The sequence below is a fragment of the Comamonas sp. F1-6 genome (assembly GCF_039581415.1).
Classification (GTDB): Bacteria; Pseudomonadota; Gammaproteobacteria; order Burkholderiales; family Burkholderiaceae_C; genus Comamonas; species Comamonas thiooxydans.
The window spans coordinates 13,359-33,490 of record NZ_JBCPWN010000012.1 but is presented as its reverse complement, the minus strand read 5'-3'; the positions used below and the strand labels follow the sequence as shown (position 1 = coordinate 33,490).

The following is a 20,132-nucleotide window of genomic DNA, read 5'->3' as shown; positions in this document are numbered from 1 at the left end:
CGCCGGAAGATATTCTGACGCTTGCCCCTGACCCGGGGCTATTGCTTGGGCAGTTGCGGCACGTCCACGAAATCGTCGAGGCTCAGGCCTTTTTCCTGCAGCAGGGCTTCGAGCACGGGCTTGAGCCGGCCCAGGCTGGCTTCCACGGTTTCGCGCACGGTATCGACCACCACCTGGGTGCTGCGCTCGATCTCGATATTGACCAGATCGCCGACCTTTTTGTCGCCGAACACCGTCATGCGCAGGGTTTCGGGAATCAGCCAGACCTCGAACCAGCCCTCCTTGCGATTCACCTCGGCCACCGTCAGGCTGGCGCCGTTGACGGCGATATAGCCCTTGGCAAACACATAGGGGCGGAAGGCCTCGGGAATGCCGAAGCGGATCTTGTGATTGGTCTCGGTCTGCATCAGCTCCAGCAGCGGCGCCGTGAAGTCCACATGGCCCGACAGGGGGTGGCCGCCAATCTCGGCGCCATCCCTGGCGGCGCGCTCCACGTTGAGCGTGTCGCCGGCCTTGTAGCTGCCCAGCGTTGTGATGTTCAGGCTTTGCAGCATCACGTCAAAGCTGGCGCTGGTGGGCGAGAGGTTTTCGGTCACCGTCAGGCAGACGCCGTCGTGCGAGACGCTGGCACCAATGGCCAGATCCTGGCAGAAGCCTTCGGGAAACTCCATGATGAAGGTGCGCAGGCCGTCCTGGTCGCGCAGCGCGGCAATCTTTGCCACGGCCTGAATGATGCCGGTAAACACGGGGCAGACTCTCTTATCAACAGGCGGGCGCCGGGCGCCAGCCTTGGGTCAAAACGGCTATTTTGCCTGTTTGCCCGGTAACCCGGCCAGCGTCTAGGCGAAGGTCGGCCGGCCTTCCCAGAAGCCGCTGATCAGCGCCTCGGGCTTTTTGAGCGCACGCACCCAGGCGCAGTCGGGCCAGGCTTGCATCTGTACATTCATGCCGGCAAACACTCCATAGCCCGGGCCGGCCGCGATCTCGCCATCGGCCTGCAGGGTCTCGCCGCTGCGGATGCTGCAGGTCGCGCGGATATCGCCCTGTGCCTTGATGCCCCAGCCGGCCTGAATATGGTTGCCGCACAGAATGCCGTCGTTGCCGGCAATGCCATGACCTACATCGAGCAGACCCTGCACCTCGATGGCGCCGCCTGCCTTCAGGCCCTTGCCGCAGTGCATATCGCCTTGCACCTGCACTTCCTGGCCGATATGGGCATTGCCCTTGAGCTTCACATGGCCGCCGACGCTCAGCTCCCAGCCGCAGCGCAGGTCTTCGGCGCGCAGCTCGCCTTCGACTTCCACGCTCCAGGCCGCCTTGATGCTGCCGCCGGCCTGCAGCAGCTCAGCCGCGAAGATGGCGCCGCCGCATTGAATCTCTTCGCCCGCTTCGAGCTTGCCGGCGCGTATGCCGCCGCCCGCCTGCAGGCTGCGGCCCACCAGCAGCTGGCCGGGCACGCGCACATCGCCGTGCACGATCAGGGTGCCGGCATAGACGAAGTTGTCGGCCTCCAGGTGCTCGAGCTCCAGCACGCTGTTGGTGGAGCCGAAGTTCTCCAGCAGCCAGCGCGCATCTTCCACGCGGCCTGCGGCCACCTGGGTGTCCATGGCGGCCTGGTAGTCGCCGCCGGCCAGGTTGTTGCGCACAAACCAGCGGTAGCCCATGGCACATGGGTTTTTGCCGCGCAAGAAATTTTGAGTGAGTTCCATGTCCATAGCTGACCTCCGGATCGTCCTTTGAGCAAGATGCGGTGCGCGTGACGGTACGGACGCCTTAGACGTGGACGTACCTCTCCCATGCACCAGGGAAATGCTGTTTGGGAAGGCCGTGCGGAGGATGTGAGCTGTGTGCTTCAAGCCATCCGCACGGCGGCGGAAAGCATGGCCGTGACACCGCTCAGGCTCACGAATGCGGTGGGAATGCCATGGCGGCGTGTGTGCAGCGCACGCAGCACGCAGGCACGCGCGGGCAGCTCTGCGGCAAGGGCAGAGCGGCGCAGGCGGGCAGCGGTGGACAGGTGCAGGCAGGCCATGGGTAAGAAGATGTCTGAGCCCCGATTATGCCGCGCGGCCCGGGCCGGTGCAGATGACCCCCTGCTTGTCCGTTGTCTCATGGCGCTGTGCATGGCCGGGCGCCGCGCAAGGGCCGCCCCGCAGCGTCGGTGCCGTCCCCCTCCGGCGAAGCCAGAGAGGGGGAAGACGCGAAGCGGCACAGAGGGTGCTTTATCTCAGCGGCTTTGCGCTGCGGCCTGGCACAAGCGCTCCACGGCCTGCGCGATCTGCGGCACCTCGGGCGCGGCAAACGACATGCGCAGCGTGTGCAGGTCGGGATCGGCAGGATAGAAGGCCTTGCCAGGCACATAGATCACGCCCCGGGCCACGGCGGCGTCGAAGAGCTTTTGCGGATCTATGCGGCGGTCCAGCTCGGCCCAGACGAACATGCCGCCCGCGGGGCGCGAGCAGCGTATGCCGCTGTCGGGCGCCGCGTCCAGGCCCTGGACCAGGGCCTGCATGCGGCGCTGGTATTCCTGGCGCGCGCGCTGCACGGTGGCCGGGTAGCGGCCGCTGGCCAGATAGCAGGCAGCGACCGACTGCGTCAGCGGCGAGGTGCACAGATCGGCCGTCTGCTTGGCCACCGTGCAGCGGCGCAGCAGCGGTGCGTCGGCCAGCATCCAGCCCACGCGCAGCGCGGGGGCCACGGTCTTGGACAGGCTGGACAGATAGATGACGGGGTTGGAGCCGGGCTCGGCCAGCCGTTCTCCAGCGGCGCGCACGGTGCCCGGCATGGCTTGGTGGATGCCGCTGGACTCGTCGAAGCGCAGCTCGCCATAGGGATCGTCCTCGACCACCCAGAAGCCGTGTTGCCGGGCCAGTTGCACCAGAGCCTCGCGGCGTTCCTGCGCCAGCAGCGTGCCGCGCGGGTTGGAGAAGTTCGGCACGGTGTAGAGCAGCTTGGGGCGCTGGCCGGCCGGCAGTGCGGCCAGCAAATCGGCCAGGGCCTCAGTCTGCAGGCCTTGCTCGTCCATGGGAATGGGCAGGATGCGCGCCTGGGCCAGACGCAGGGCCTGCAGCGTGGCGGGATAGGCCGGCACCTCGACCAGCACCGTGTCGCCGGGCTCGACGAGCACGCGCACCAGCAGGTCAAAGGCCTGCTGCGATCCGGTGGTCACGAGTATGTCGGCGGCCGTCGCCTGCATGCCGCGCTCGCGCGCCTGCTGCGCCAGGGCCTCGCGCAACTCGCCCAGGCCTTCGGTGGCGCCATATTGCAGCGCGCCCGGGCCCTGGGCCATGGCCTGCTGTGCAGCCTGGGCCAGGCCCTCGGCATCGAAGAGGCTGGGCGATGGATAGCCGCCGGCCAGCGAGATCACGCCGGGGCGCGAGAGATAGGGAAACAGCTCGCGTATCGGCGATCCCGCAGGCTCGGCAAACACCGCGGCAAAGGGAGCCAGTGCGCTGTCCCGACTCATGCTGTCGCTCCCGACAGCATTGCGAGAACCTGGGCCCTGGATTGCTGCTCGGAGGCCTCGTACAGAGCGATTTCATCATGCACGCGCGCGCCCAGCGCGCTTTCGAAGACCTGCTGCGCGGCATGGGCCTGGTATTGCTTTTGCTCCTCGCCGCCGAGGTTGGACTGGAAGATGCCGGCCGCGCTCACGGGTAGAAAATCTTCATAGGTAATCGGCTCGGCCTGCACCAGACCCCGGTCGATCAGTGCTTCCAGGTCTGCACCGGCAGGGCTTTGGGCAAGCGAGGCCTGAGCCTGCCCGGTCAGGCGGTAGCGGTAGAAGGCCAGGCCCTGGCGGCGCAATTGTTCGTGCGTATCGGGAAACTGCGTGAAGACCTGCTGCAGGCGGTGTGCATAGTCGGGCGCGGCGCTGCCCGCGCTGTCTATGCCGCGCACCAGGCCCAGCAGCTCGTCGTACAGGGCGCGGCCCTTGCGTGTCAGCGCGACACCGCGCTGCTCGATCTCGCCAAAGCGCGCGGTATGGGCGCCGGAACTGTCCGCGTTGGCGTCGGCATCGGTAAAGCGCACGGCCTCCTTGAGTGCCTTGAAGCTGGTCTGGCGCAGCAGGATGGGGCAGGCGCGCTGTGGCGGGCCTTCGACCACGTCCTTGGCATCCATGCCGCGCGTGGGCATATCGGCCTGGGCCATGTCTATGTCCAGCGTGCGTGGCGTCAGATGGTTGATGTGCGGGCCCTTGAAGCACACCACATCGGCCACCAGGCGGTGGGCTTGCTGCAGGGCCTTGTAGGTGGCGGCATCCACGGTGGCGTCGCTGTGCCAGCGGAAGGTCTCCAGGGCCTGCTGCACAAAGGCGTCGGCGTCGCTGCTGTCCAGGCCTCCGTCACGCTCGGCCTGGGCAATGAGCTCCAGTGCGCGCGGCGTGAAGATGCGACGGCGCTCGAGGATCTCGGCGGCCTGCGCGCGCAGCGCTGCATCGGCAATCAGCTCCAGGCGCAGCAGCGAGGTGAAGACGCGAAACGGGTTGGCCAGCAGCGCCTCGTCGTGCACGGGGCGAAAGGCCGTGGAGTGCACGGGAACGCCAGCCACCGAGAGGTCGTAATAGCCCACGGGCTCCATGCCCATCACGGCGAACAGGCGGCGCAGCGTGGCCAGCTCCTCGGCCGTTCCCACGCGGATGGCGCCATGGCGCTCCACATCCAGGCGCTCGAGCTCGCCGCTGCTGTTCATGCGCTGGCGCAGCTCGGGGTCGGCCTGCAGCGCCACGGCGTTGATATCGGCCACAAGGTCGATCAGGGTGCCGTACTGCGGCACTTCCTTGCGGTACATCTCGGACATGGCACGCGAGAAGCGCGTGCGGATCTCGTCGACGCTGACAAAGCGGGCTGCGGTGGAAGAGGCGTGGGGCGTGGCGCTCATGACAAAACAGAAGGGCAGGGGTTCGTGGGATGGCCGCGCCGCTGGCGGGGCCGCAGGAATATGCAGCATGTTCTGCGTCGTCATGACTTTGGTCAAACGATAATCCGGCCTGCAGGTCATACCCGGACGGAATGAACCTGCATCCGAATCCCTCCCACATCCTTGCCGCCATGCAGTTATCCCGTCGCTTTCTGCCCCCCATGTCCCTGCTCTGCGCCTTCGAGGCCTCGGCGCGGCACCAGAGCTTTACCGCGGCGGCCGCCGAGCTGCATCTGACGCAAAGCGCCGTCAGCCGCCAGATCCGCGCGCTGGAGGAGCGCCTGGGCACCGAGCTGTTCGTGCGCGAGCGCCAGACCGTGCGCCTGAGCGCTGCGGGCCAGGCCTATGCGCAGGAGATACGCGCTGCCCTGGCGCGCATCTCCAATGCCACGCTGGGCTTTCGCACCAATCCGCAGGGCGGCAGCCTGAACCTGGCCATCCTGCCGACCTTCGGCACGCGCTGGCTGGCGCCACGGCTGCCGCAGTTCTTCAGCGCTCATCCGGGCATCACCATCAATCTGACAACGCGGCTGTCGCAGTTCGATTTCCAGCTCGAGGCCGTCGATGCGGCCATTCATTTCGGCTTGCCGAACTGGCCGGGCGCGGAGCTGGAGTTCCTCATGAGCGAGACCGTGGTGCCGGCCTGCAGCCCCGATGTGGCGGCCCGCCATGGCTTTGCCCGGCCCGAGGATCTGTTGCGCGCACCCCTGCTGCATCTGGCTTCGCGTCCCGACGCCTGGCAGCGCTGGTTCGGCAGCCAGGGCTGCCAGGGCGGCGATATGCAGGGCATGCTGTTCGATCAGTTCGCCACGGCGGCCCAGGCCGCGATCGCCGGCGTGGGCGTGGCGCTGCTGCCCAAGTTTCTGATCCTGCGCGAGCTGCAGGCCGGCGATCTGGTCCAGGCTCTGCCGCAACTGCCCGAGGTGCAAAGCGCCGAGCGCTACTACCTGGCCTGGCCGACCAGCCGCTCGGCCTATCCGCCGTTGCAGGCCTTCCAGGGCTGGCTCAAGCAGGTCGCGCAGGAGTTTGCTTCTTCTGCGCCGCTGTAATGAAAAAAGGAGCTGCCAGCGCAGCTCCTTCAATGAGTTCAGCAATGAATATGCCTGAAATGATTGCTCAAAAAGCGCAACCAGCTATCAATAAAGCATGACTCCAGGCGCAGGCTTGCGGTCGTTTCAGCTGTTGTAGGCTTCCAGCGGCTTGTCATTGGGCGCTTGCAGCAGCTGCTTGAGCGTCTCGCTCATGGGCAGGTTCAGCGGCATTTCCTTGGGCGGAATGGGCTGCATAAACCACTTGTCGTAGATCTTCGCCACCTCGCCGGACTTCATCATGCGCACCAGGGCATCGTCCACGGCCTTCTTGAAGCCGGGATCGTCCTTGCGCATCAGCAGCGCGATGGGCTCCGACCCCAGCGCCTCGCCCACGATCTTGTAGCCCCTGGGGTCCTTGGAGTTGGCGATCACGCCGGCCAGCAGATTGTCGTCAAGCACAAAAGCATCCGCGCGGCCCGACTCCAGCATCAGAAAACTCTCGAAATGGTCCTTGCCCAGCTGGGTCGGCAGCTTGACATTGTTGTCATGGCTGTATTTGCGCAGCAGCTGCACGGCGGTGGTCCCCGCCGAAGCTGCCACGGTCTTGCCGTCCAGCTGCTTGAACGAGGTCACGGGCGAGTCTGCGCGCACGGCCATGCGCACCTGGCTGACATAGGTGGTGACGGCAAACGAGACCTGCTTCTGGCGGCTGAGGTTGTTGGTCGTGGGGCCGCAGCCCAGATCCACCGTGCCGTTTTGCACCAGAGGCATGGTGTTCTGCGCGGTGATGGCCATGTATTCGATCTTGGCGCTGGGCGCGATCTGGGCCAGCACCTTTTCGCACAACTCCACGTGGTAGCCGGTGAAGCGGTGGTTGGCGCCTATGGCATAGGCCATGGGGGCCGAGCTTTCGCGCACGCCTATGACCACCTTGCCGGTCTTTTGCAGCTTTTCCAGCGTGCTGCCGGAGGCGGTCTGGGCCTGGACGCCGGAGGCGGCCATGGCGGCTACAAGGGCGGTACATGCCAGCGTTATGTTCGCGGTCATCAGGCGCATGGGGGGAAGTCTCCTCGGGAAGTGGGCGTATCGAAAACGCAATGCAATTGTTGTGCGCTCGTCCATGGTGCCGCGCATTGCCTGCAGCCCATGAATCGGCAAGACCCGTTGCCGGGGCGGCCTGTTTGTCAAGATCCTGCATCAACTATCCGGCAAATGGCAGAGGTTTCATAACGATGAAACGGAAGAAGGTCATGCTTGCGGCGTATGACCCGGCAGCGCGTGTCCAGGTGCGGCAGCCGGCTCGGCAAAGCCATAGCGGGACGGCTGACCGGGCTTTTTGGGTAATATCTGCGCCTGTTGCACAGGCCCGCGCGCATCGTTTGCGGCGCGTCCAGCCTTGTGCCGCCAGGGCCGGCCGTGTCGCTGCCGCCTGGTCCGGCTCCGTTTTCGGTTCGCGCAGCGCAGCCCGCAAGGGCGCCACAGAATGACTCTGCATGCGTGAACCTGTTTTGAGACAGACTCCATGACTGCCAATACCCCCCCCTCATTCCTGAGCCGCATCGCCATCGCGATCGGCAGTTTCTTTGCCATTCTCGGTAACGGTCGCCTGGCCGCCGACGTGAGTCGTGTGCGCGCCGGTGAGGCTTTTGCCGCCGACGTCGCCCCCAGGGAAGTACGCGTGGAAGTGCCGGTCGAGAAGATCGTCGAGGTTCGCGTCGAAGTGCCGGTCGAAAAAATCGTGGAAAAGACCGTTGAGAAGCGCGTCGAGGTTCCGGTCGAGAAGCTGATCGAAAAAACCGTCGAAGTGGAAAAGCTCGTCGCCACCGACAGCGCCGCCCTGCAACTGCTGGGCCTGATGCAGCGCGAGGCCCGTTTTGTGGACTTCATCCAGGAAGACGTCACGCCCTATACCGATGCCGAAATCGGCGCGGCCGCGCGCGTGGTGCATGAAGGCTGCCGCAAGGTGCTGCGCGAGCATTTCACGCTCTCCCCCGTTTGCAGCGAAGCCGAAGGCTCGCGCATCACTTTGCAGGCCGGTTTTGACGCTGCTGCCGTGCGACTGACGGGCAATGTGGTCGGCCAGCCGCCGTTTACCGGCACGCTGTCCCATCGCGGCTGGCTGGTGATGCAGGTCAAGCTGCCCCAGCTCACCGACATTCAGGCCGCCAAGGTCATCGCCCAAGCCGAAGTGGAGCTGTGATCCATGAATATGTTTGCCTCCATCGCCGCATCGGGTGCGGCCAGTCAAGCTGCGAGCACTCCTGATTCCGTGGCTGCCGCTGCTCAGCCACAAAGCCCTGCAGGCCAGGCCGACGCCCCGTCTGCCGGCGCTAGCTACAGCATCGGCATCGATCTGGGCACCACCCACTGCGCGCTGTCCTATGTGAACAAGACCGCCAGCGATGGCGAGAAGGTGGTGCAGGGCGTGCTGGACATTCCCCAGCTCACGGCTCCCGGCAGTGTCGAGGCCAGGCCACTGCTGCCGTCCTTTCTCTATCTGCCGCACGAAAGCGAGCTGACCGAAGCCGAGCGCAGCTTGCCCGGTGCACCCGGCGACTTCATCACCGGCGAATTCGCCCGCAGCCGCGGCGCAGCCACGCCCATCCGTCTGGTCAGCAGCGCCAAGAGCTGGCTCTGCCACCCCGGCGTCGATCGCCGCGCAGGCATTCTCCCCGCCGATGCACCCGAGGAAGTCAGCCGCATTTCGCCGCTGACCGCTTCAACCCGCTATCTCGAGCATCTGCGCCGCGCCTGGGAGCAGGCCCATCCCGAGGCCCCGTTTGCCCAGCAGGACATCACCGTCACCATCCCCGCATCGTTCGACCCCGCCGCGCGCGAGTTGACGGCCGAGGCCTGCAGGGCTGCTGGCTTTGCCAGGCTGACACTGCTCGAAGAACCTCAGGCCGCGCTTTACAGCTGGATCCAGGCCAGTGGCGGCCAGTGGCGCAAGCAGGTCAAGCATGGCGACATCATCCTCGTCGTGGACGTGGGTGGCGGCACCACCGACCTCTCGCTGATCGCCGTGCTGGAGCGCGATGGCAATCTGGAGCTGCAGCGCATTGCCGTGGGCGAACACATTCTGCTGGGCGGCGACAACATGGATCTGGCCCTGGCCTACGGCGTTGCACGCAAGCTGGCGGCCGAAGGCAAGCAGCTCGATGCCTGGCAAACCCGGGCGCTGGCCCATGGCTGCCGCGCAGCCAAGGAGCAATTGCTGGCCGACGCCAATTTGCAGGCCGTGCCCGTGGTTGTGCCCAGCCGGGGCAGCAAGCTCATCGGCGGCAGCATCCGTACCGAAGTCACGCGTGATGAAGTGCTGGCCGTGCTGGTCGAGGGCTTTTTCCCCAAGGTGGCCGTCAGCGACAAGCCCAAGACCCGTGCGCGCGGCGCGCTCACGCAGCTGGGCCTGCCCTATGCGCAGGACGCTGCCGTCACGCGCCACCTGGCGGCCTTTCTGAGCCGCCAGGTTCATGCGCTGGCCGAGATCGAGGGCCTGAACGGCGATCAGATCGACGGCTCCACCTTTTTGCATCCCACGGCCATCCTGTTCAACGGCGGCGTGCTCAAGGCGCCCCAGATCGAGCAGCGCATCCTGGAAGTCATCAACGGCTGGCTGGACGACGAGGCCTGCGAGCCTGCGCGTCTGCTGGACGGCGCCAACCTCGATCTGGCCGTGGCCCGCGGTGCGGCCTATTACGGCCATATCGCCACCAGCGGCCGCGGCGTGCGCATTCGCGGCGGCACGGCTCAGTCCTATTACGTGGGTGTGGAGAGCAATATGCCCGCCATCCCCGGCATGGAACCGCCCCTGTCCGCCCTGTGCCTGGCACCGTTCGGCATGGAGGAGGGCACGGAAGTCGCTCTGCCTGACGAGGAGTTCGGCCTGGTCGTGGGCGAGCCCGTGCGTCTGCGCTTCTTTGGCTCGTCCGTGCGCCGCACCGACCAGGTCGGCACCATGCTGGACTTCTGGTCGCCCGAAGAGCTGGTGGAGCTGCAGGAGATCGAGCTGAATCTGCCCGCCGCCGGCCGCGCTGCCGGCGAGGTGGTGCCCGTGACCCTGGCGGCGCGCGTGACCGATATCGGCACGCTGGAGCTCAATGCCGTGCCCGTGGGTGGAAGCGAGCGCTGGAAAGTGGAGTTCGATGTGCGCGCGGAAACCTCTGCGGAGGCCGCCGAATAAGGCCGCTGAGTTGCTTGACTGCGAAAGCCCGCTGGCCGATTGGTTGGCGGGCTTTTTTGTTCTCTCTTTTGTTCTCTTGTTTGCGGCTGCACTTCCGGCTGAGACCCGCCCTCTGTCCGTGACAAAGGCATGCCACAAAAAGGCTCAGGCCCAATCACGCCAGGCGCAAGATCATGAAGCCCTTCTTTTGAGAAGCAGGGCGCGCACCATGCCCACCAGCAACATGCCACGCGCCCCACTCAAGCAGAGGTCTAGAACGCGTGGCGCAGACCCACGCTCAGGCTGCTGGCATCCTGCCCATATCCCACGCCACCCTTGAAGTTGTAGCCATAGGCCACGCCGGATCCGTTGTCGATGCGTGTGTAGGCAGCGTAGAGCTTGGTGCGTTTGCTCAGGTGGTGGTTGTAGCCAAGAATCCACTGGCGCGCGCTGCTGCCGGGCACATGGCTCCATCGGCTCGCCCAGCCGTAGCCCAGGGCAAGCTCCGAAGCGCCAACCCGGTAGGCCGCAGTCACGCGCGCAGCGTCACGCGTGCCGCAGCCGGCACCGCCATTGCTGCACAGCGAGCCCGAGCCGTTGTCCGAGCGCTGGTAGTAGGCACCGATCTGCAGCGCATTCCAGATGTAGTGGCCGCGCAGGGCAAACTGCCTGTCGTCGCCCAGCTGGGTAAAGCCCGCGCCCAGGGCCAAGGGGCCGCGTTCCCAGTTGGCATAGAGGTCGTAGCCGTTCTTCTGCACGGCACCTGTCGTCTTTTCGTGTAGCGATGCCTGAGCCTCCAATGTCAGCCCGGCCATCACAGGGCTGCGATAGGCGATCTTGTTGGTGTTGCGCATCACGTAGTCGTAGAGCGCATCGGCGATGGAGCCGGTATCGTGGTTTGGCTCATCCAGTGCACCATAGTCGGCAATGCCGAAATAGGTGGCGGCACCAAAACGGCCCAGACGCAGCTTGCCCAGACTGCCCGAGAGGTTGACTTCGCTCTGGCGCTGAAAGGCCAGGGCGCCGGTGCTGCCGGTACCGGCGCCGGTATCGGATTCGAAGCCGGATTCGAGCTGGAAGCCGGCCTTGAGGCCGCCGCCCAGGTCTTCGCTGCCTACAAAGCCGAAGCGCGAGTTGTTGTTGAAGAGCCCGGTCAGGCTGCTGCCTCCGACCTTCTGATGCTCGAGCGAGGTATTGAGGCGGCCATAGATCTGCACGCTGCTTTGTGCGAGCGCGACGGAAGCTCCGGCGGTGGCCAGAGCGGCGAGGAGGACACGAGACACAGTTGTTGTTTTGACTGGCATGTAGCGACTAGCCTTCGATCTTTGCTATGAAACTTGCGCGAATCTGCGCGCTTGTTACAAGGCAAATCCCGTGCCAGCCACCGTGCACTGCTTTGGACAGCTGTCGTCGCCGCAGCAGCTCATCCCGGCAGGCGGTTCGGGCATCCGGCTCTTGTTACGATCGGCGACAGAGTTTTACGTGTTTCCGCCTCAGCCCATGCATTCATCTCGCCCCACCTACGCCGTCGGCATCGACCTGGGCACCAGTCACACGGTCGTGGCAAGCGTTGCGCTGGACGCTGCGACAAGCGATATCGCGCTGCTCGATATTGCCCAGCGCAGCACGGCAGGCGAGGTCGTGGCCCAGCCGCTGCTGCCTTCGGTGCGTTACCAGGCCGCCCAGGGCGAGCTGGGCGAGGCCTGGCGCCAGCCCTGGCCGCCGCAGGGCGCGGATGAAGCGGTGCCTGCCGTCATCGGCCGCTGGGCGCGAGATCTGGGCGCTGCCGTGCCGGGGCGGCTGGTGGCCAGTGCCAAAAGCTGGCTCTCGCATACCGGCGTGGATCGCACGGCCGCCATCCTGCCCTGGGGGGCTGGCGAGGACGTGGCCAAGGTATCGCCGCTGGCGGCCTCAAGCTCCTACCTGGCCCATGTGAAAGCGGCATGGGACCAGGCCCGTCCCGAAGCGCCACTGCACCAGCAAAGCGTGGTGCTGACGGTACCAGCCTCGTTCGACGAAGGTGCACGTGCACTGACGCTGGAGGCCGCGCAGATGGCGGGTCTGCCGCGCGTGCAGCTGCTGGAGGAGCCCAAGGCCGCGTTTCACGACTGGCTGGTGCTGCAGGGCGATGAGCTGGCTGCGCAACTGGCGGACAGCCGCCTGGTGCTGGTGGTGGATGTGGGCGGGGGAACTACCGATCTGACGCTGATTCGCTTGGATGCATCGGCCGATGGCAGCCTGCCCACGCTGACGCGCACGGCCGTCGGCGAGCACCTGATGCTGGGCGGCGACAACATGGACCTGGCGCTGGCCCATCAGCTTGAGCCGGCTTTTGCGCACAAGGCGCCAGACCAGGGGCAGAGGCTGTCCGCACAGCGCTTTGCCCAGCTAGTGCAGCGCTGCCGCATGGCCAAGGAGCAGTTGCTGGTGCAGAACGCGCCCGAGCAGATCGGCATCACCTTGCTCGGGGGCGGCAGCAAGCTGATGGCGGCGACTCAAAGCGTCACGCTGACTCGTGAGCAGGTGCTGCAGTCGGTGGTCGAGGGCTTTTTGCCGGTCGCGCAGATCAGCGATATGCCCGCCAGGCGGCAAGGCGCGCTGCGCGGCTTTGGCCTGCCCTATCCGGCCGATGCGGCCATCAGTCGTCATCTGGCACATTTTCTCGCCCAGCATGCGAGTGGGGGCCTGCCCGATACCGTGCTGCTCAACGGCGGCGTGTTCCATGCCCATGCAATGGTTCAGCGTCTGACGCAATTGCTTGGCCGCTGGCGCGGCAGCCCGGTGCGCGTGCTGCACAACCCGCACCCGGACTGGGCCGTGGCGCGCGGTGCGGCAGCCTACGGGCTGGCACGCCATCAGGCCGAGCTGGCGGTGGCACAGATTGCTACGCCCAACCTGCCCGAAGCACAGGCCGGGCAGGCGTCGGCAGCGATCAAGACCATGGTGCCGCGCATTGGTGGCGGTTCGGCACGCAGCTACTGGCTGCTGCTGCCGGGCAAGAAGGGCGAGGCGCCCCAAGGCCTGTGCCTGCTGCCGCGTGGCACGGAGGAGGGCGTGCGCATGGTGCTCTCTGGCCGGCGCTTTGCGCTCAAGCTGGGCCAGGCCGTGCGCTTCAATGTATTGGCCAACAGCCTGAGCCATGTGCCAGCTCAGGCCGGCCAGATTGCACCTTTGATCGGCGAGGGCTGGGTGGAGCTACCGCCCCTGGCCACGGTGCTGCCCGCGCCCGAAGGCCGGGCCGCAGCCCAGGTCGAGGTGCAGCTGCAAGCCTGCATGAGCGAGGTCGGCACGCTGGAAGTGCGCTGCGTGGCAGTGCAGGATGCGGGCCAGTCCTGGCTGCTGCCCTTTGCTGTACGCGGTGCTTCGGCTTCGGAACCCATAGCTGACAGCGCCGGTGAACAAAGCGCTGAAGGCCCAAAACAGTCTAATTCTTTGGCAGCCAGGCTGCCCGAAGCCGTGGCCCTGGTGGAGCGCATCTTCGGCACGCAGGCGCAGGAAGTGACGGCCCGGGAAGTGCGCCAGCTGCGCCAGTCGCTCGAAAGAATCCTCGGCCCGCGCGAGGACTGGGAGCTGGGCCTGCTGCGAGCCCTGTTCGATGCGCTGCTGGCCCGCTCCAGGCGCCGCCGCCGCACGGCCGACCATGAGCGCGTCTGGCTCAATCTCGCAGGCTGGTGTCTGCGCCCCGGCGTAGGGGCGCAGCTCGATGGCTGGCGCATAGACCAGGTCTGGGCCTTGTATGGCCAGGGTCTGGGTCATGCCAAAGAGGCCGCCAACTGGACGGAGTGGTGGGTGTTCTGGCGTCGCGTGGCTGCGGGTCTGAACGAGGCCCGGCAGATGGAGCTGCTCGAAGACGTGGCCGGCCATATGCACAAGGCCGTGCAGCAGAACGCGCGCGGCAAATCCAGTCATGGCAGCTATGACGACATGCTGCGCCTGTTCGCGGCCATGGAGGCCGTGCCCTGGCAGTACCGCCAGGAAATGGGGCAGTGGATGCTGCAGCGCCTCAGGCGCGAGGATGAAACCGTGCAGACCTGGTGGGCCATAGGTCGCCTGGCGGCACGCCAATCGCTGGCCGCCAACGCCCATCTGGTGATGCCGCCCGACGCGGCGCTGGAGTTCCTGAACGCCACGTTGGCCCAGGACTGGCGCAAGAACGAAACCGCGATGTTTGCCGCCGTGCAGATGGCCCGCATGACGGGCGACCGTGCGCGCGATCTGCCCGATGCCGTCAGGGCGCAGGTGCTGGAGAAGATGCGCAGCAGCGGTGCGCCAGAGCGCTGGATGGCCATGGTCGAGCAGGTGGTGCAGATGGAGGCAGAGGATCACAGGCGCAGTCTGGGCGACAGTCTGCCGCCGGGGCTGGTGCTGCTGTGAAGAGGCTGTGCGGCTGCGGCCAGGCTTTTGGTCACTGCATTTGCAGGAGGCAGCCCCTGCCAAAGACGATGGCCGAACAGTGAGTGCTGTTCAGGCCGCCCGGCGAGCGATGCAAGAATGACCTGTTGCATGGTGCGACAGGCCGGCGTGGAGGGCTGGCAGCATCCATGTCCACCACCACAGGAAGTTATTGCCATGAAGTTTGAAGAAGCTGCGCGCACCGAGATGGCGCGAAACGCTGTTTTTATCTCTGCAAACCAACGCCGCTCGCTGCTGTTGGCAGCGGTGGCTGCCGTGGTGATGGCGGCTCCTCTGACGCAAGCACTGGCGCAGGGCGGCAACTGGCCTGCCAAGCCGATTACCTTTGTCGTGCCCCAGGCACCGGGCGGTGCCAACGATGTGATTGCGCGTGCCGTGGCGCAGGGGCTGGAGAATTCGCTGGGCCAGCCCGTCATCGTGGAAAACCGCGCCGGCGCCAACGGCAACCTGGGCACCGGGCAGGTGGCGCGCAGCGCGGCCGACGGCTACACCTTTCTCGTGACGGCGCAAAGCGCCTACACCATCAATCCGGCGCTGTATTCCAGGGTGCCGTTCGATCCCATCAAGGACTTCACTCCCGTGATGCAGCTGGCCGTCGCGCCTTATCTGCTGGTGGTGAATCCGAACTTCCCCGCCAGGAATCTGGACGAACTGGTGGCCTATGCCAAGGCGCATCCGGGCAAGGTTGAATACGCTTCTGCCGGCAACGGCACGCTCAACCATCTGCTGGGCGAGATGCTGAAAAAGCAGAAGAACCTGAGCCTGCTGCATGTGCCTTACAAGGGGGCATCGGCCGCCGCCACCGATGTGGTGGCCGGCCAGTTGCCGGTGACCTTTGGCAGCTTTCCCGGCGTGATGCCTTTTGTCAGCAGCGGCAAGCTGCGCGTGCTGGGTGTGGCGTCCGACAGGCCCACATCACTGGCGCCCGAGATCCCCGTGCTGGGCAAGGGCCTGGCCGTGACCAGCTGGTACGGCTTGTTTGCACCGGCCGGTACGCCGCAGCCGGTGGTGGACAAGCTTTATCAGGCCGTCAAGACCGTGCTGGCCAGGCCCGAGATGGCCGAACGCCTCAAGACTCTGGGCGCAGAGCGCGTGGAGTCCACGCCGCAAAGCTTCAAGGCCATGCTGCCGGCCGAGCTGGCGTACTGGAAGCAGGTGGTCAAGGACTCCGGCGCGCATATCGACTGAAGGGGACGACAGCTTGTTGATACATCCGGCCGCTGCCGGGCCCTTGCGTCGCTCACGGGCGGGCTTGACCCTGCTCATTGCGGCGGTCATTGCCATCGGGCTGGCCTCACGCCGGGGCTATGTGCCCTTTCCCGCCGTGCTGGGCAATTATCCGGGCGATGCGCTCTGGGCCTGGGTGGTGCTGCTGTGCGTGGCCTGGCTGCGGCCGGCCATCACGCGCGGCAAGCTCATGGCCTGTTCCCTGGTCATCGCCTTTGCCATCGAGTTCCTGCAGCTCTATCGGGCCCCCTGGATGCAGGCCCTGCGCGCCAACAAGCTGGCCTATCTGGTTCTGGGCAATGGCTTCGATCCCCTGGATTTGCTGGCCTATGTCGTGGGCATCGGTGTGGGCGCCATGATGGACTGGCTCTGGCAGAGGCGGCAGCGTCGCCTTGCCTGAGATGGCATGAATCGTGCTCGTCGTTCATGGCATCAACATGACGACAAGCACTACCCCATGAAAACGCCTCTGCACTATCTGGTGGCTGCAAGGCAAAGCGAGATTGCCGAGCTGGAGCAGATCAGCCGCGCCAGCAGCCTGGTGGCGAGCGTGTCCGAGCTCGTTCATGCGCTGCAGAAAGAGCGCGGTCTCTCGAATATCTTTCTGGTCAGCGGTGGAGCACAGGCGCAGCAGAGCCTGCTCGATCATGGCCGGCATGTGGACCGGGTCATGGAGCGAGTCTGCCTGGCGCTTGAAGAGCTGGGTGCGCGGGCGCCGGGTGCGCATGGCGCTCGCCTGTTCAACGCGATCGCCAATGCGCTGCAAGGCTTTGAAGCCCTGCCGCTGCTGCGCCGCCGGCGCGATGCGCTGCAGCTGAGTGCCGAGGATTGCACGCAGGCGTTGATCCGCATGATTGCGGCCTGCCTGACCGTGGTGTTCGAGGCGGCGGACAGCGCTTGCGATCCCGATATCGCGAAATTGCTGGTGGCGCTGTTTCATTTCATGCAGGGCAAGGAGCTGGCGGGTCAGGAGCGCGCCACGGGGGTTGCGGCGTTTACCGTAGGGGGCGGCAAGTCGGAGCGTCAGCGCCATTGGCTGCATCTGATCGAGTCTCAGGAGCGCTGCTTTCAGGTGTTTGCAGACTTCGCCAGTCCCTCGGGGATGGAGCGCTGGCAGCAGCAATGCGGGGCCTGCCCCGATATGACGGTGATCGAGAGGCTGCGTCGAATGGGCTGCACGGCGGGGGACGGCGTGCTGCTGGACCGTAGCCTGAGCTCGCCGTGGTTCGAGGCCTGTTCCAGCCGGCTCGATGCCATGCACCAGATTGAGGCATTTCTGGCCCATGAGCTGCAGGAGCAATGCCTGTGCAAGCTTGAGCAGGCCCGTACAGCGCTCTGCCAGCAACTGGCGCTGCTGGAGATGCAGCCGCAGCCTGGGACTCGTGCCGAAGCGGCTGCGGCCTTTCTGGGGGCCACGCAGTCAGCCGCCTCCTTGCCTGCGGAGGGTGCGTACGGGTTGCAGCTCGAGAAAAGCATTGTCTTGCTGGTGCAGGAGCAGTCCATGCGCTTGCAGGACATGCAGACCGAGATCGACAAGGCGCGCGCCACGCTCAAGGAGCGCAAGACTATAGAGCGGGCCAAGGGCGTGCTCATGAACTACCGCCAGCTCAGTGAGGGCGATGCCTACAAGCTGATCCGCCAGACGGCCATGAACCAGAACCGGCGCATGCTGGATGTGGCCGAGGCCATTCTGGCCACGGTGGACTTGCTGCCGGGTAGCACCAATTCATAGCCTTGGCCGCGCGGTGTTTGTTGCGCTGCACCAAATATGAGCCAAAACCGGAGGCGCAAAGCCTGCTCCGTCTCTGATCAAGGTCTGGCATGGTTTGTGCATGACTGTTGATGTCAAGCAGACCAAAGGCGGTCGCGCTTAAAGCGTTATTACGAGTGACCTGGGACAACGGCGTCCTTTTCTCCTCACACCCGAGGAGGGAAGGGCGCCTTTTTGTTTTCCGGATCGCCTTCACCACGATTCTTGATGGAGTTTTCTCATGAGCCAGCGCCTTTCTTCGACTACTGTTCCCGTACCGGAGCCCGTATCTGCCGGTGGCCGGCGTGAGTTTCTGCGCGTGGCCGGTGCTGCCGCCCTCTATGGCACGCTGGGACACCATGGCGCCTGGGCCGCAGGCTCCGACGCACCGGAGAAGAAAGAAGTCAAGATAGGCTTCATCCCGCTGACCGATTGCGCCAGCGTGGTCATGGCCTCGGTGCTGGGCTTCGATCAGAAATACGGCGTGAAGATCGTCCCCAGCAAGGAGGCGAGCTGGGCCGGTGTGCGCGACAAGCTGGTCAATGGCGAGCTGGACTTCGCCCATGTGCTCTACGGCCTGGTCTACGGCCTGCATCTGGGTGTGGGGGGGCCAAAGAAGGACATGGCCGTGCTCATGAGCCTGAACAACAACGGCCAGGCGATCACGCTGTCCAAGGCCCTTGCCGACAAGGGCGCGGTCGACGGAGCCAGTCTGGCCAAGGTCATGGCCAGGGAAAAGCGCGAATACACGTTTGCCGGTACCTTCCCCACCGGTACCCACGCCATGTGGATGCATTACTGGCTGGCGGCTGCGGGCATCAATCCGTTATCCGAGGCCAAGCTGATCACCGTGCCGCCGCCCCAGATGGTGGCCAATATGCGCGTGGGCAATATGGATGGCTTCTGCGTGGGGGAACCCTGGAACCATCGCGCCATCATGGACGGCATCGGTATTACGGCCAACACCACGCAGGACATCTGGAAGGATCACCCCGAGAAGGTGCTGGGCACCACGGGCGAGTTCGCGCAGAAGAATCCCAACACCTGCCGCGCCGTGATGATGGCGATTCTTGAGGCCGGCCGCTGGATTGACGCCAGCCTGCAGAACAAGACGAAGATGGCCGAGACCGTGGCCCAGAAGTCGTACATCAACACCAGTGTGGACGCCATCAACCAGCGCATTCTGGGCCGCTACCAGAACGGCCTGGGCAAGACCTGGGACGACCCCAACCACATGAAGTTCTTCAACGACGGGGCCGTGAACTTCCCGTATCTGTCGGACGGCATGTGGTTTCTCACCCAGCACAAGCGCTGGGGTCTGCTCAAGGCCCATCCCGACTATCTGGCCGTGGCCAGGCAGATCAACCGCATCGACCTCTACCAGCAGGCGGCAAGCCAGCTCAAGGTCAGCGTGCCCAAGGATGTGCTGCGCACCAGCAAGCTGATCGACGGCGTGGTCTGGGACGGCAAGAACCCTGCCCAGTACGCCGACAGCTTCAAGATCAAGGCCTGAGGCCGCCATCCGACAGGAGAACCATCATGGTCAGTGCCGTACTTCACGCGCCGCTCGAACTCGATCCCCCGCACGATCCGCAACTGGCAGCCCAGGCGGCCAATGATGCGCTGCTCGAAACCTCAAAAGAGATAGCTGCTGGCGCAGAACTTGTAAAGGCTGAAGTGCAAAAAGATATCAAACCCCAAGCGATGGTCACGGCTCCGGTTGCGGTGGCACCCAGCCGCTTGCGCCAATGGGCTGAACAGCTATTTGCTCAGGTCCTGCCGCCGCTGCTGGGGCTGGCGCTGCTGGTCGGGCTGTGGTCGCTGGTATCGAGCAGCACAGGCAAGAGCATTCCGACCCCGGCCGAGACCTGGGAGCAGGCCCTGCAGGTGTTCAGCGATCCCTTCTACCGCAACGGGCCCAACGACCAGGGCGTGGGCTGGAATGTGCTGTCCTCGCTACAGCGTGTGGCCCTGGGCTTCGGTCTGGCGGCACTGGTCGGCATTCCTTTGGGCTTTGTGATCGGGCGCTTCGGCTTTCTGTCGCGCATGTTCAATCCCTTGATCAGTCTGCTGCGCCCGGTCTCGCCGCTGGCCTGGCTGCCGATCGGCCTGCTGGTGTTCAAGGGAGCCAATCCGGCAGCCATCTGGACCATCTTCATCTGCTCGATCTGGCCCATGGTCATCAACACCGCGGTAGGCGTGCAGCGTGTGCCCCAGGACTATATGAATGTGGCGCGCGTGCTCAATCTGTCGGAGTGGAAGATCGCCACCACCATTCTGTTTCCTGCCGTACTGCCCTATATGTTGACGGGCGTGCGCCTGGCCGTGGGCACGGCCTGGCTGGTGATCGTGGCCGCCGAGATGCTGACGGGCGGCGTGGGCATAGGTTTCTGGGTCTGGGACGAGTGGAACAACCTCAACGTCAAGAACATCATCATCGCCATCTTCGTGATCGGCATCGTGGGCCTGGTGCTGGAGTGGGTCCTGGTCAAGCTGGCTTCGGCCTTTACGTTTGAAGAGGTCAAGACTTAACCCACCCCTGAGCCGCGCCTTCGGGCGCGTCACCCCCCCTCAAGGGGGGCACCACCGGTGGCCCGGCAAAGCCGGCGCCACGGCGGCCTCGGAAAAAAGC

16 protein-coding genes are annotated in these 20,132 nt (G+C 65.3%); 9 read left to right on the top strand and 7 right to left on the bottom strand.

Translation table 11 applies throughout. The features are described from left to right. Positions 1-38: 38 nt before the first annotated feature. The 5 genes from AAIL66_RS13705 to AAIL66_RS13685 all read right to left on the bottom strand — a co-directional run bounded on the left by AAIL66_RS13705 (position 39) and on the right by AAIL66_RS13685 (position 4,881). The gene (locus AAIL66_RS13705) at positions 39-746 is read right to left on the bottom strand and encodes a riboflavin synthase (protein WP_003061796.1); all 708 of its coding nucleotides are present in this window, start codon (positions 744-746) and stop codon (positions 39-41) included. Positions 747-839: 93 nt separating this feature from the next. Next, positions 840-1,709, bottom strand: coding sequence for a hypothetical protein (locus AAIL66_RS13700; protein WP_343496955.1), 870 nt, complete (start codon positions 1,707-1,709; stop codon positions 840-842). Positions 1,710-1,852: 143 nt separating this feature from the next. Next, positions 1,853-2,032 carry a hypothetical protein gene (locus AAIL66_RS13695; RefSeq protein WP_012836954.1) on the bottom strand — a complete coding sequence of 60 codons (180 nt, stop codon included), beginning with the start codon at positions 2,030-2,032 and terminating at the stop codon, positions 1,853-1,855. Between the two features lie 195 nt (positions 2,033-2,227). Continuing rightward, the gene (locus AAIL66_RS13690; RefSeq protein WP_343496954.1) at positions 2,228-3,466 is read right to left on the bottom strand and encodes a PLP-dependent aminotransferase family protein; all 1,239 of its coding nucleotides are present in this window, start codon (positions 3,464-3,466) and stop codon (positions 2,228-2,230) included. Further along, positions 3,463-4,881, bottom strand: coding sequence for a VOC family protein (locus AAIL66_RS13685; RefSeq protein ID WP_343497003.1), 1,419 nt, complete (start codon positions 4,879-4,881; stop codon positions 3,463-3,465). The genes AAIL66_RS13690 and AAIL66_RS13685 overlap by 4 nt, the downstream gene beginning before the upstream one ends. A gap of 170 nt (positions 4,882-5,051) precedes the next feature. On the opposite strand from AAIL66_RS13685, the gene AAIL66_RS13680 reads away from it, so the two are divergent. Further along, positions 5,052-5,969, top strand: a complete 918-nt coding sequence (locus AAIL66_RS13680) for a LysR family transcriptional regulator (RefSeq protein WP_343496953.1) — start codon at positions 5,052-5,054, stop codon at positions 5,967-5,969. 126 nt (positions 5,970-6,095) lie between these two features. On the opposite strand, the gene AAIL66_RS13675 is transcribed toward AAIL66_RS13680, so the two are convergent. Continuing rightward, positions 6,096-7,007 (bottom strand): transporter substrate-binding domain-containing protein, encoded by a 912-nt coding sequence (locus AAIL66_RS13675; RefSeq protein WP_012836958.1) that lies wholly within the window; start codon positions 7,005-7,007, stop codon positions 6,096-6,098. Between the two features lie 466 nt (positions 7,008-7,473). Here AAIL66_RS13675 and AAIL66_RS13670 point away from each other — a divergent pair, with 466 nt between their 5' ends. Further along, the gene (locus AAIL66_RS13670; RefSeq protein WP_224649700.1) at positions 7,474-8,151 is read left to right on the top strand and encodes a DUF2760 domain-containing protein; all 678 of its coding nucleotides are present in this window, start codon (positions 7,474-7,476) and stop codon (positions 8,149-8,151) included. A 3-nt stretch (positions 8,152-8,154) separates the two neighbouring features. After that, the gene (locus AAIL66_RS13665; RefSeq protein WP_343496952.1) at positions 8,155-10,131 is read left to right on the top strand and encodes an Hsp70 family protein; all 1,977 of its coding nucleotides are present in this window, start codon (positions 8,155-8,157) and stop codon (positions 10,129-10,131) included. A gap of 251 nt (positions 10,132-10,382) precedes the next feature. Here the strand turns inward: AAIL66_RS13665 and AAIL66_RS13660 are convergent, their stop codons facing one another. Further along, the gene (locus AAIL66_RS13660; RefSeq protein WP_343496951.1) at positions 10,383-11,414 is read right to left on the bottom strand and encodes a porin; all 1,032 of its coding nucleotides are present in this window, start codon (positions 11,412-11,414) and stop codon (positions 10,383-10,385) included. A 196-nt stretch (positions 11,415-11,610) separates the two neighbouring features. Between AAIL66_RS13660 and AAIL66_RS13655 the strand changes: the two genes are divergently transcribed. From AAIL66_RS13655 to ntrB, 6 genes are all read left to right on the top strand, one after another. After that, the gene (locus AAIL66_RS13655) at positions 11,611-14,484 is read left to right on the top strand and encodes an Hsp70 family protein (RefSeq protein WP_343496950.1); all 2,874 of its coding nucleotides are present in this window, start codon (positions 11,611-11,613) and stop codon (positions 14,482-14,484) included. A 195-nt stretch (positions 14,485-14,679) separates the two neighbouring features. Beyond that, a complete protein-coding gene (locus tag AAIL66_RS13650) occupies positions 14,680-15,711 on the top strand; it encodes a tripartite tricarboxylate transporter substrate binding protein (RefSeq protein WP_343496949.1) in 1,032 nt (343 codons plus the stop codon). A 13-nt stretch (positions 15,712-15,724) separates the two neighbouring features. Beyond that, the gene (locus AAIL66_RS13645; protein ID WP_343496948.1) at positions 15,725-16,150 is read left to right on the top strand and encodes a DUF2809 domain-containing protein; all 426 of its coding nucleotides are present in this window, start codon (positions 15,725-15,727) and stop codon (positions 16,148-16,150) included. A gap of 57 nt (positions 16,151-16,207) precedes the next feature. Further along, positions 16,208-17,482: a nitrate- and nitrite sensing domain-containing protein gene (locus tag AAIL66_RS13640; protein ID WP_343497002.1), complete on the top strand. Its 1,275-nt coding sequence runs from the start codon at positions 16,208-16,210 to the stop codon at positions 17,480-17,482. A gap of 259 nt (positions 17,483-17,741) precedes the next feature. Next, positions 17,742-19,013, top strand: coding sequence for a CmpA/NrtA family ABC transporter substrate-binding protein (locus tag AAIL66_RS13635; protein WP_343496947.1), 1,272 nt, complete (start codon positions 17,742-17,744; stop codon positions 19,011-19,013). 26 nt (positions 19,014-19,039) lie between these two features. After that, on the top strand, positions 19,040-20,032 hold the full coding sequence (gene ntrB / locus AAIL66_RS13630; protein ID WP_343496946.1) for a nitrate ABC transporter permease: 993 nt from the start codon (positions 19,040-19,042) through the stop codon (positions 20,030-20,032). Positions 20,033-20,132: the final 100 nt, after the last annotated feature.